The organism is Ideonella sp. B508-1, assembly GCF_000333615.1.
Taxonomy (GTDB): Bacteria; Pseudomonadota; Gammaproteobacteria; order Burkholderiales; family Burkholderiaceae_C; genus Ideonella.
In genome coordinates, this window is record NZ_BADL01000006.1 from 1 (window position 1) to 9,657 (window position 9,657).

Consider the following 9,657-nt stretch of genomic DNA (forward strand, 5'->3'; position numbering starts at 1 on the left):
TGCAGGGAGCATCGGCGTCCGCGCGCCGGGAATGCAGTTGCGCTCGCCGTCTTCCTCGTCCATGCCCTGCAGCACCTCGTCCATGGTGTAGACACGAATGGGCAACTCGGGATGGGCTTGCTTGAAGTCATAGGCTTTGTCGCCGAACCCCATGCAAAGAACCATGTTCGTCCCGATGTCAACGGCAGCGGCCATGTAGTCAGGCTGGCCGTCTTGGACGCGGTATACGCAATCCTCGCGGTCAGCCCAACGGGCGGCTTGGCGAATGCTCATCTGCTGGTTGCTCATGGCAGTTTCCTTGCTCTGTTGATGGCCCAATTATATCAACTCCTAGACGTTGATGAAAGCGCTACTTGTAAAGGCGCCGCGCCTCGTTGTGTTCTTCGGCTACCCGTTTGGCTGCTCGATGCACCGCCTGGGGTGTCGTTTGCACAGACCTAGCCGCTTCGGCGTTCGGCACCTCGTGGACGAGAACCAGCTTGGCCCCCTGCCTGGCTGGGTCCTTGCAGCGGATCAGTCGCGCAATGAAATCAAATTGGCCTTCTGTCATCGTCATGGCGATGATGATATCGCCCGCAGACCACCCGAGCAACAATGCAGCCGCTTACAGCCCGGCCAAGTGCGAGTTGCGGGCGCTCATGTCGTGGTCGAGCTTCAGCCGCTCCGCGAAGTAAAGTGGCGCCTATGACCACCGGCCTTGTCGCCGCTTAAGTGAGTTCGGAATGGGAAGAAAAGGCGGATACGGCAGACTTCACGACTCGTACTGCGGGAAGTGTGGTTTCAAGATTTCTGAGTCGCGCAGGAAGTGGTGCTTTCAGCCCAATCACCGGCAGCGGTATGGCGACATCGCCATGTGCCAATCGTGTGAGGACACCCACCTAGCAGGTGATGCGGCCTTTCCCGCGCACCCGTCCCAGGCCAAGGCAGCCACCATTCCTACACAAACCACAGCACCATCAGCAACTTTTCCGCCTCCACCGCAGCCACTGCGTGCGTACCAAGAGAAGATCGAACGTATAGCTGGGCGTAGGTCGCTACCTTGGCCCCTGATATTCCTTCTGCTGCTCGCCGTGTCGGTCCTGTTGCTGCTCGCCTTGTTTCGGTGATGAACAAAGCGGCCTATTTAGGTCAGTAGCCCTCGATCATCCGAAGCCAGGACTTCGACGCCTTGGCTCAATGACCACAGAAGGTGCAGAGCAGGTTGCGACCGTCAGTGCCGACCCGCGTTGTGCGGTAACACCAGCCGCAGAACCTCGACCAGCCAGGTGCGGCTTCGCGCAGAGCACGCCGGCCGCAGGACGGGAGCGCCCGCCTGGGTGATTGCTTGGAGCTGGGCGCGCGCGCCCGCGTGGCCTTCACTCGAAGCCGCTGACCACATCGAGGCCAGCCACCTTCGCCGCAGCGCGGCGCACGCTCTCGGGCACCGGCACCATGCGGAAGACGCCCAGCACCGCGGCCAGCAGCTCGCGCGCCTCGGCGTCGTGGTTGGCCAGGCGGGCGAGAAGGCGCACGCCCATCACGAACAGCACCCAGGCGCAGAGCATCGCAATCAGAGCGCGAAGCATGGCGGTCATCACCGGGCCGCCCTGGATGTCGAAAAGGTAGGCCTGCAAGGCCTGTCCGCCCGCGAGGGCCATTGCGCAGCAGCCGCCACCGATCAACGTGAGTCCAATTGCCTTCTTCATGTTTTGTCCCTGATGCCTTCTTCTGGAGCCGAAAGCGCCGGCTCCGTACTTTCCGAGTCTTGCCCCTCCATCATGCCGAACAAGTCAGGTGTCCCCGACCGCGCCCGGCGAGTCAGCCAGGCCGAGCGCTTGTGGTGCTCCCTGTCGTGCGCCAGGTGGCATCGCTGGCACCACGCGCGCAAGTTCGCCATCTGGCAATTCTCGGGCTGGTGGTCCAAGTGGGCCACTGTCAACACTACCAGGGTCATGCGCTTGACTTGGTAGCTCGCCATGTGGATCTGGCCGAGCCGTTCGCCGGTTTCGGCGTCGAACACCTCGGCCGTGTCCAGCATGTATGTGCCTTCGTCGTCGCCCCCGCCCCGGGCGATGCGCTGCCTGTCTGGCGCCTTGCACCGCTCGCAGCGGTGCCCAGCTCGCTCCAGCACGGCCGCACGGATGTCCGGCCAGTCTGGCGGGTAGCGGTGGCGGTTTTCAGGCTTGATAGGCACGGCGTGGCCCTCAGTCGCCCGACTCGGCCGGTGTGCTGGCCTTCTCGTAGGCTTGGACCATCTTCAGCACCTCCGACCAGTCCGCCGCGTAGTGGTCCCCCTCGAAGGGATCAGCTCCGGCCTGGAGCCCCCGAGGCGGCCACACGTTGAAGCCCGAGCCTTCCAGGCGCTCCACCTCGACCCCGAGGCGCTTGGCCAGCGGCTTGGCCAGCTCGCGGGCCTTGCGGTGCGGATCGCCGCGCTTCGCGGGCTCTGGCCGGAACAGCGCCCCTAGTTGCCTCTGCAAACCCCTCACCATGTCCCCCGTTTCTCGCGCGTGGCTTGCCGCGCGCGCACTTCAGCCTGGCGAAGCAGGCGGGCGATGTGGCCGGCGTACACCGACACCACTTTCCAATACAGCGCCATCGGGCCTTTGTGGGCTCGCCAGCAGGCTTCAGCCCGCGTCCTGGCGTCCTGTCTGATGTCCAGCAGGATCGAGCGCAGCGCTTCCCGCGCGTCGTCTCCCAGCCCGTCCACCAGGCGGGCGCTGGGGAGCGCCATCAGCGGATTGCGCACGTCGGCGCGGCTGGATCTGTTCGCTGCCACGGCCGAGTCAGTCCAGCAGCATCCGGGAGGCCATCACGCCGGCGTCCCGCAGCTTCTTGTGTGCGGCCGAAGTGATGAGGCAGGCGAAGACATCGCCACCGAGCCGGGTGGCTTGCAGCCATTCGCCGGGCTCGCGCCGGCTGATGTGGCCGGGTCTGATGTTGAGTTCGCGCAGCTTGGCGCGCGCGGGCGCGTCGTGTTCGGCCTTCCAGCACAGGCTGTAGCTGGACCGAAAGTTGTGCTCGGCGTGGAACAGGCGATCCGGCGCGTCCTCGCCCAGCTCGGGGTAGTAGGCGCCGGCCTCGCCAGGCTTCGGCGCCGGGGCCAGGAAGGCCTGCGCGGCTGCGATGGTGCGCCGGCAGTCGCCGTTGGTCGGCTCGCCGTTGAGGTCGGCGAATCGCTCTGCGTATTCCAGCAGGCTGGCAATCAGCGGCTGCGGGTCGGTGGCCTGGGTGTTGGTCGCGGTCTTCATGGTGTTGTGCCTGGTCAGGGTCTTGGCCTGTCGGCGCCGGTCTGCTCACCAGGCGCCGCAGGGGCAGCGCTTCACGAACGCGAGCGGGGGGCGTGGCCGCCCTGCTGCTCGGCGTTGTCGTAGTCCTTCAGCCAGTCGTCTTCCGGGGCGGAATCGACGCTCTTGGGCGTTGCCGAGGGCTTGCCGCGATAGATCACGCGCTTGGCCTCGAAGTTGAAGCCGCCCTTCTTCTGCTCGGGCTTGTACCAGCTCTTGATCTTGCCCATGACCGTCACGCCCGAACCTTTCTTGAGGTACTTGGCATCGTTCTCGGCCTGGCGGCCGTAGGTCGTCACGGGGATGTAGTCCGTGTCTTCGCGGCGGTCGTCGCCGGAGCCCGTCACGTCATCCACGGCCACCGTGTAGGTCGCAACCGGCGTGCCCCGGGGCGTGTAGCGCAGCTCCACGTCCTTGGTCACGTTGCCGTCGATGATGAATTCGTTGATGCCGCTCATGGTCTGCTCTCCTTGCTGGGGTTGATGGTCAGATGTGGATGGTGCGGCCGTTGTGGTCGCAGAAGGTGTGCTTGGTCAGGTCCACGTCCTGCCAGGAATCGCCGAAGTCCGGGGTGACTTGCAGCGTGCCTGCCTTGACGCGAGCGCTGAAGAATCGGCCGACCAGGCCGGTGGAACCGTAGAAGCCCGCGCCGATGCGCTCGTGGTGATCGTTGAGCCGTCGCGCTGCGCGCTGGGGCGTCGCTTTGGTCGTCATTGGGTCAGCCCTCGTTGTCGTTGAACTTCGCGCCGTACAGCTCCACCAGCGCAGCCAGGCTCTTCTGATGCCGTGCCAGCGTGCGTGCCGCCATCGTGCGTACCCGCTTGCCCACCGCACTTGTGTCCTCGTGCGCGGCCAGCTCTTGGACCCGCGCCTGAGCCTTGGCGATCAGCCGCTGCAATCGCAGCTTCCGTGCTCGGTAGTGATGTCGCTGCATGGCTTCAGGCCTCGTACTCGGTGCAGCCTGCCAGGTAGGCATTGACCGCCTTGACCTTCTGCATGTCCTCGGTGGACATCGAGGCCATCCAGTCGCTGAACATGCCGCGCTGTTCAGCGACGGCCAGCGCCCGAAACGCTTGGCCATGCGTTCCAAACGAAGCCAGCACGCGCCCATCAGCCGCCTTGACTTCCGCGCCGAACAGGTACGCCGGGCACACAGTGCCGGGGCGCATCGTCAGGGGCTTCAGGGTGGTGGTCATGTCGCGTCCGTCTTCGTTCAATCTAGGCTCTATTCTACTGCGCAAGCTATTTACCGTCAATAGCTTGACACAGAAAAACGACAGCCTTTTTCGGGCGTACCGGAGCCCCGAGCCTGCCCGGCCGGCGAGGCCACTTGTCCTTCTGGCTGATGCAGCCTGGGCACGCCACCAACGCCAGCGGAGCGCGCGGCTCTCCCTGTGTTGCACCGTATGCCCGTCGCCTGGTGGTGCGGGGCACGAAGGCCTGGCGCGGTCAAGGGATCGACCGGAAGCCGCATGCCGCGAGCGCAGCGAGTGGACCGGGTGAGGATCGAAGCGAAGCGGCCCTTGACCGAGGAAGCCAGGCCGTAGGGCAACGTCCACCGGGAATTGGCGAGGGGCAGGCGGTGCAACACCCGCGCGAAGCGGATTCAACGCCCCGACCTGGGCACGCCACCGCCCTCCCCGGCCAGCTCGCTGGCCAGCCGTCAGGGGCTGGTTTCGCGCGCGAAACTCTCGCCGCAGGCCACTTCAGGGGCGCCGCTCAGGCGCCCCGGCAAGCGCAGCGCGCAGCGGCCGCCAGGCCGCGAAGGCGATAGGGATTGAAGCCCAAAGGGCCGAGACGCGCTTGTGCGGCTCGGTGCTTGCACGAAAGCCCGACCCGCAGGGGATCGCCCACGTCTTGGCTGTGCAGGAAGCCTATGGACTCAGGTTGCTTCGCTGAAGATCACGGCCACGATATACAGCGCAGCCTCTATGTCGCCACGCTCGGCGGCCTCGAAGTGGGCATCCGTCAGGTTGCCCTTGGGATAACGAGCACGCTTTCCAAGCAGTGCCAGCTTGAGGGCAGGCGAGGCCCCGAAAGACGCATCGGTGCTAGCGTCGAGATGCATCAAGTTGGGGAGGTAGCTCAGGACGTGTTCGCAGAACCGAGCCCGCTCTTCGTCTACCAGAGGAAGGCAGCTCGGGATGCCCTTGCACATATCCCGCAAGACCCACATGCCGGGAGTCATCCGCTGACGCAAGCCCTGGGCGCCGGCCACGCGGCCGTTTTGCGCGCCGTACTCTCGGCTCAGCGCCTCATCTCGAAGGGCGGCGGCAACTGTCTTGATGCGAAGTCCAAGTATGTCCAAACGAGCCTCCTTGCTATAGCTTCGTGGTGGTTGACGAAAGAACTGACGCTGGTCACGCGCGCCAGAGGTCCAGCAGCTCCGCTTCAGTGAACTTCAGCAGCTTGGCGCAGTAGTCCAGCAGAGCGGCACGCACAGGCCCTTCCGGCATTGCCAGCCACAAGGGCTTCGCTCGATGCGCGCACAGCGAACGCCCCTCGGCGTACTGCATGTCGCAGTCAGCGGAGACGTGTTCGATCACGAAGGCTTGAACCGGCGTAGCGCCGTTCAGGGCGGTTTGGAAGCCCTCCAGGCCATGCACGCGCACGAATGAATCCGGGTCTTCGCCCTCCGGCAGAAACACGAAGTCGAACGCGCAGCCCTGGTCGATGAACGGAACGACGATTTCAAGGGCGCGCGCAGCGGCCCGGCGCCCAGCGGCATCCCCGTCGAAGCAGAACACGATGCGCCTGGTCAGCGTCATCAGCTCTGCGATCTGCCCCGAACTGCAAGCCGTCCCGAGGGTGCCCACGACGGGCAGAAAGCCCGCCTGGGCGGCCGACACCACGTCCAGATAGCCTTCGACCACCACGGCCACCCCTTGCGCCTGGATCGCTTCCTGGGCCTCGTAGAGCCCGTACAGCAGCTCGCGCTTCTTGAACGTCACGCCCTCGGGCGAGTTCAGGTACTTCGGGTCTTCCCTGCCGTCGATCACGCGGCCGCCGAAGCCGGCCACCTGGCCGGCGCGGTTGCGGATCGGGAACATCACTCGGTCGCGGAAGCGGTCGAAGCGGCTGGCGTCGTCGCCTTCGCCGCTGCCTGCCAGCAGGCCGCAGGCCTGGGCGGCCTCTTCGCTGTGTCGCTCCAGCACCGGGCCGAGGTCGCGCCACTTCGGCCGGGCGAAGCCCAGGCCGAAGCGCGCCGCGATGGCGCCGCCGATGCCGCGGCTTGCAAGGTAGCGAACAGCCTGGGGCGAGGCGCGCAGCGCGTCGCGGTAGTGCGCTGCGGCGTCAGCCAGCAGCGCGTGGATCTGCTCGCCTTGGGCGGCCGGCTGGCCGCCCTGGCGGGCGTCTTCAGCGCCGACAGGCGCGGCCGTTTCGTTGCGAAGCACTGGACTCATTCCCTTGCGTGGTCTGCCCGCGATTTTCGCGGGCCTGGTTCCTGGCACCGGCGCCCACGGCGCCGGCCGCTTGGCGCGGCGGCCGCAGGCAGCCGCGCGCGCTTGGCCTCAATGGCCAGGCGGGACGATGTTGCCGGCCTGGTCGTAGAGGACGTGCCGATTGCCGACGTTCGCGGCGGCGTCCTGCTCGATCTGCTCGATCATGGCCTGGGGCACCGACAGGCCCAGCTCGTCCAGCTTCTCGCTGAAGTGCTCCAGGCTGTCGGGCAGGCCGCCGAACGGGATCAGCTTCGGGTCGTCGAGATTGCTGTAGATGAGGCCTTCGACTTCCTCCAGCTCGATGACCATGAAGAAGCCCTGCGAGGGCCGGTCCCAGCTCATCATGATGGTGATGGGCTGGCCCTGGTAGGTGCTCGGATAGATGTGCTGGGACATGGTGAGCCTCACGAGTTCGCGGCCTTGCCGCGCGGTTTCTGGAAGCCGCGCGCGCGCAGCACGTCGGCGGCTACGGTGTCCTGGTCCTTGCCGAAGACATCGGCCACGAGGCAGACCGTCACCAGTCCGTCCACGCCGGCGAAGGCCTCGGCCCAGGTCATGGTGGCGGGCGTGTCGCCCGCCGAGTCGTTGTCGGCGATCCACTGGACCGCCTCGCGGTAGGCGGCCACAGCTCAAACCTCCACCGGCCAGCGCATGCCCAGCGCGTCGTAGACGGCGCGCAGCGCGGCAGACTCCAGCGGGTTGCGCTCCGGGTCGCGGTTGCCGTTGCAGTCGAACACCGACAGCACGGTGCGCAGCGCAGCGTGAGCGCGCAGCAGCTCGCGTTCCATCGCCTGGATGCCTTCGGCCTCGTCGGCCAGGGCCACCAAGTGCGGCACCATGTCGTCATCGAGGGCGGATTTCTCGGCCGCGTACCCGTCGATGATCGGCCGGCACAGCCCGGCCAGCAGGCCGGGCTTGAAGTTCTCAGGCAAAGCCTGCGCGAAGCCAGCCGCGTGCCGGGCCGCCAGGACCAGCAGCGCGGCGCCGGCCTCGCCGGCCTGATCGCCCTGCGGGCCGAACGGGGCAAACAGCGTTTCATCCGTGAACACCGAGACGTGTTCGCCCTGGTAGACGTTGCCGCTTTCCGTGCCGGTCAGCGTGCCATTCCACAGGCCCAGGGCCAGCGGCTTGCCTTTGGTGGCCAGCTCGGCGAGCTTGGCCATGGCCTGCGCCGCTTCGGCGGTGGTCATCGGTCGCAGGTGCTGGCAGTGTTGATGGTTTCCGGTCATGCCCTGGTGCTCCTTCTTCGGTTTGCTCGTTGATCGGTCTTGCAGGTCAGGCCTGCGTGTCGCGGGCCTTGGCGAGCTTGTCTTGCAGCTCTTTGTCGTACTTCGGCCAGCACAGCCAGCGACCCGGCGAGGCCTCCAGGCGCTCGCGGCTGTCCTCGTGGTACTCGTTGCATCCGGCGCAGTGCCAGCCCTTGGGCCTGGCCGAGCTGGATGCCTTGCGGGTCTTGGCCATCGCGCGCGTTCAGTGCGTGCTGCCGGCGTCGCTCATCGGCGCGAAGCCCTTGAAGCCGGCCAGACAGGCGGGGATCGCGCTCGCCTCGGCGTCGGGCTTGGGCTCGCCGTCTTCGGTGTGCTCGATTTCGCGCAGCGCGCGGGCCACGTTCACCAAGTGAGCCCGGAACGCGGCGCGCTCGGGCGTGTTCGCCGGGAAGTCGGCGTGCAGGACGAGGGCATGAAGGCCCAGGATGTTGCGGCTCATGGTGGCTTCTCCCTGCTCAGTGGTTGAGGAAACGCGCGTTCAGCGGGTGATCCATGCTCCAGCGCTGCGGCGCGGTGCCCAGGCTCTGCGCCAGTGCCAGCGCATCGGGATACGTGGCCAGGGGCGTTTCCTGGCTCGCGGTCTGCACCACGTAGCAGCCGGCCTTGCCGCGCTTGAGGCGGCACGCGCGCGGGCTGCTCGGGTAGGCGTAGGCGATCAGGTGTTCGCCCTGGTTCGGGGTTGTCGCGTTCGACTTCACGGTCGTTGCCTCTCTTGCGTGCCGGTCTGTCTGGAAAAGGGGCTTACGCCCCGGCTTCCTCACCCTCGTGGCCTGCGTGGCTCACGATCAGCGCATGGGCTGCGCTCGCGGCCTTGGCGGCGGTGAAGATCGCGGTCTTGTCGTTCTTCAGCACCTTCAGCCACGACTGCACGTAGCTGGCGTGGCCCTCCAGCGTGTACTGAGTCAGCCCGAGGTCTGCCAGGACGAAGGCGCTGCCCAGCTCGGCCACCAGTTCCTCGAAGGCGTAGGCCTCGTCGCCGAAGCGCTTGCCGTACTCGCGCGACAGGCGGGACTCGTGGCCCGTCCAGTGCACCAGCTCGTGCAGCGCGGTCGCGTAGTAGTCGGCCGGCGCCTTGAACTGCTCCGGGCGCGGCAGGCGGATCAGGTCGGCGGCCGGGCTGTAGCAGGCGCGGTTGCCGCCGTGCTCGATCTGCGCGCCGGAAGCCTTCAGGATGAACTCGCCTTCTTCGACCGGCTGGAACTCGCGGACCACCGGGGCGGGCTGTTCGGGAAGGCCCTCGATGTCGGCCACGTTGAACACCCAAAACGGCTTGAGCATCGGCACCATGCCGCCGTCGCCCTCGTCGTCGCCGGCTTCGGTCTTGGCGCTGCGCTCGACCATCTTGTAGAAGATGCACATGACGCCCTTGGCGCCCTTGCGCACCTTGGCGCCGATGTCGCGCGCCTGGTTGAAGGTCAGCCACTCGTTGCGCTCGTAGCCGCGTTGTTGGGCTGCATTCCACAGCAGCAGGACATTCACGCCGGTATAGGCCCGGCTGGTCGTGAAGTTGCGAGGCATGCCGCGAGCGGCCACCGACTGCCACGGGCACTGCCATTCGCCCGCGCCCTGCTCCAGCATGGCGATGATGGTGTTGGTGATTTCTCTGCGGATGTCCATGTCGCTTTCCTCTCAGGTCCGAGGCGTCTGCCTCATCGTTTCAACATGGGTAAATTAATGCGC

Annotated in this window: 20 protein-coding genes; all 20 read right to left on the reverse strand. The window is 66.4% G+C overall.

The window, feature by feature from the left end:
- A partial coding sequence (locus I73_RS25110) for a hypothetical protein (protein ID WP_040499330.1) occupies positions 1-288 on the reverse strand: 288 nt, incomplete at its 3' end.
- A 61-nt stretch (positions 289-349) separates the two neighbouring features.
- Entirely contained in the window at positions 350-556 is a 207-nt protein-coding gene (locus I73_RS34745) for a TrfB-related DNA-binding protein (RefSeq protein ID WP_199899013.1), read from the reverse strand.
- A 799-nt stretch (positions 557-1,355) separates the two neighbouring features.
- Entirely contained in the window at positions 1,356-1,685 is a 330-nt protein-coding gene (locus I73_RS00365) for a hypothetical protein (protein ID WP_148289634.1), read from the reverse strand.
- Positions 1,682-2,173 carry a hypothetical protein gene (locus tag I73_RS25115; protein WP_022978799.1) on the reverse strand — a complete coding sequence of 164 codons (492 nt, stop codon included), beginning with the start codon at positions 2,171-2,173 and terminating at the stop codon, positions 1,682-1,684. Before I73_RS25115 ends, I73_RS00365 begins: the two co-directional genes overlap by 4 nt.
- Before the next feature lie 10 nt (positions 2,174-2,183).
- Complete coding sequence (locus I73_RS00375; protein ID WP_040499333.1) at positions 2,184-2,459, reverse strand: hypothetical protein; 276 nt, start codon at positions 2,457-2,459, stop codon at positions 2,184-2,186.
- A gap of 5 nt (positions 2,460-2,464) precedes the next feature.
- Positions 2,465-2,728 (reverse strand): hypothetical protein, encoded by a 264-nt coding sequence (locus I73_RS00380; protein ID WP_199899014.1) that lies wholly within the window; start codon positions 2,726-2,728, stop codon positions 2,465-2,467.
- Positions 2,729-2,765: 37 nt separating this feature from the next.
- Complete coding sequence (locus I73_RS00385) at positions 2,766-3,230, reverse strand: hypothetical protein (RefSeq protein WP_022978802.1); 465 nt, start codon at positions 3,228-3,230, stop codon at positions 2,766-2,768.
- Positions 3,231-3,301: 71 nt separating this feature from the next.
- Positions 3,302-3,724: a single-stranded DNA-binding protein gene (locus tag I73_RS00390; protein WP_022978803.1), complete on the reverse strand. Its 423-nt coding sequence runs from the start codon at positions 3,722-3,724 to the stop codon at positions 3,302-3,304.
- 28 nt (positions 3,725-3,752) lie between these two features.
- Positions 3,753-3,980, reverse strand: a complete 228-nt coding sequence (locus tag I73_RS00395) for a hypothetical protein (protein ID WP_022978804.1) — start codon at positions 3,978-3,980, stop codon at positions 3,753-3,755.
- Positions 3,981-3,984: 4 nt separating this feature from the next.
- Complete coding sequence (locus tag I73_RS00400) at positions 3,985-4,200, reverse strand: hypothetical protein (protein WP_148289635.1); 216 nt, start codon at positions 4,198-4,200, stop codon at positions 3,985-3,987.
- 4 nt (positions 4,201-4,204) lie between these two features.
- Positions 4,205-4,462, reverse strand: a complete 258-nt coding sequence (locus I73_RS00405) for a hypothetical protein (protein ID WP_022978806.1) — start codon at positions 4,460-4,462, stop codon at positions 4,205-4,207.
- A 686-nt stretch (positions 4,463-5,148) separates the two neighbouring features.
- Positions 5,149-5,574, reverse strand: a complete 426-nt coding sequence (locus I73_RS00410; protein WP_026096132.1) for a hypothetical protein — start codon at positions 5,572-5,574, stop codon at positions 5,149-5,151.
- A 52-nt stretch (positions 5,575-5,626) separates the two neighbouring features.
- Positions 5,627-6,661 (reverse strand): DNA primase, encoded by a 1,035-nt coding sequence (locus I73_RS25120; protein ID WP_051048876.1) that lies wholly within the window; start codon positions 6,659-6,661, stop codon positions 5,627-5,629.
- Between the two features lie 117 nt (positions 6,662-6,778).
- Entirely contained in the window at positions 6,779-7,105 is a 327-nt protein-coding gene (locus tag I73_RS25125; protein WP_022978808.1) for a hypothetical protein, read from the reverse strand.
- Positions 7,106-7,113: 8 nt separating this feature from the next.
- Positions 7,114-7,335: a hypothetical protein gene (locus I73_RS00425; RefSeq protein ID WP_022978809.1), complete on the reverse strand. Its 222-nt coding sequence runs from the start codon at positions 7,333-7,335 to the stop codon at positions 7,114-7,116.
- Positions 7,336-7,338: 3 nt separating this feature from the next.
- The gene (locus I73_RS00430) at positions 7,339-7,938 is read right to left on the reverse strand and encodes a hypothetical protein (protein WP_148289636.1); all 600 of its coding nucleotides are present in this window, start codon (positions 7,936-7,938) and stop codon (positions 7,339-7,341) included.
- Between the two features lie 46 nt (positions 7,939-7,984).
- Positions 7,985-8,170, reverse strand: coding sequence for a hypothetical protein (locus I73_RS00435; protein WP_022978811.1), 186 nt, complete (start codon positions 8,168-8,170; stop codon positions 7,985-7,987).
- A gap of 9 nt (positions 8,171-8,179) precedes the next feature.
- Complete coding sequence (locus I73_RS00440) at positions 8,180-8,416, reverse strand: hypothetical protein (protein ID WP_022978812.1); 237 nt, start codon at positions 8,414-8,416, stop codon at positions 8,180-8,182.
- 16 nt (positions 8,417-8,432) lie between these two features.
- The gene (locus tag I73_RS00445) at positions 8,433-8,675 is read right to left on the reverse strand and encodes a hypothetical protein (RefSeq protein WP_022978813.1); all 243 of its coding nucleotides are present in this window, start codon (positions 8,673-8,675) and stop codon (positions 8,433-8,435) included.
- A gap of 43 nt (positions 8,676-8,718) precedes the next feature.
- Complete coding sequence (locus I73_RS00450) at positions 8,719-9,594, reverse strand: ArdC family protein (protein ID WP_022978814.1); 876 nt, start codon at positions 9,592-9,594, stop codon at positions 8,719-8,721.
- Positions 9,595-9,657: the final 63 nt, after the last annotated feature.

Excerpts from the sequence above, each read along its gene's own strand:
- I73_RS00400 (WP_148289635.1), bottom strand. The coding sequence starts at position 4,200 with ATGCAGCGACATCACTACCGAGCACGGAAGCTGCGATTGCAGCGGCTG.
- I73_RS00390 (WP_022978803.1), bottom strand. The coding sequence starts at position 3,724 with ATGAGCGGCATCAACGAATTCATCATCGACGGCAACGTGACCAAGGAC.
- I73_RS00385 (WP_022978802.1), bottom strand. The coding sequence starts at position 3,230 with ATGAAGACCGCGACCAACACCCAGGCCACCGACCCGCAGCCGCTGATT.
- I73_RS25125 (WP_022978808.1), bottom strand. The coding sequence starts at position 7,105 with ATGTCCCAGCACATCTATCCGAGCACCTACCAGGGCCAGCCCATCACC.
- I73_RS00405 (WP_022978806.1), bottom strand. The coding sequence starts at position 4,462 with ATGACCACCACCCTGAAGCCCCTGACGATGCGCCCCGGCACTGTGTGC.
- I73_RS00435 (WP_022978811.1), bottom strand. The coding sequence starts at position 8,170 with ATGGCCAAGACCCGCAAGGCATCCAGCTCGGCCAGGCCCAAGGGCTGG.
- I73_RS00440 (WP_022978812.1), bottom strand. The coding sequence starts at position 8,416 with ATGAGCCGCAACATCCTGGGCCTTCATGCCCTCGTCCTGCACGCCGAC.
- I73_RS00450 (WP_022978814.1), bottom strand. The coding sequence starts at position 9,594 with ATGGACATCCGCAGAGAAATCACCAACACCATCATCGCCATGCTGGAG.
- I73_RS00395 (WP_022978804.1), bottom strand. The coding sequence starts at position 3,980 with ATGACGACCAAAGCGACGCCCCAGCGCGCAGCGCGACGGCTCAACGAT.
- I73_RS34745 (WP_199899013.1), bottom strand. The coding sequence starts at position 556 with ATGACGATGACAGAAGGCCAATTTGATTTCATTGCGCGACTGATCCGC.
- I73_RS00430 (WP_148289636.1), bottom strand. The coding sequence starts at position 7,938 with ATGACCGGAAACCATCAACACTGCCAGCACCTGCGACCGATGACCACC.
- I73_RS00365 (WP_148289634.1), bottom strand. The coding sequence starts at position 1,685 with ATGAAGAAGGCAATTGGACTCACGTTGATCGGTGGCGGCTGCTGCGCA.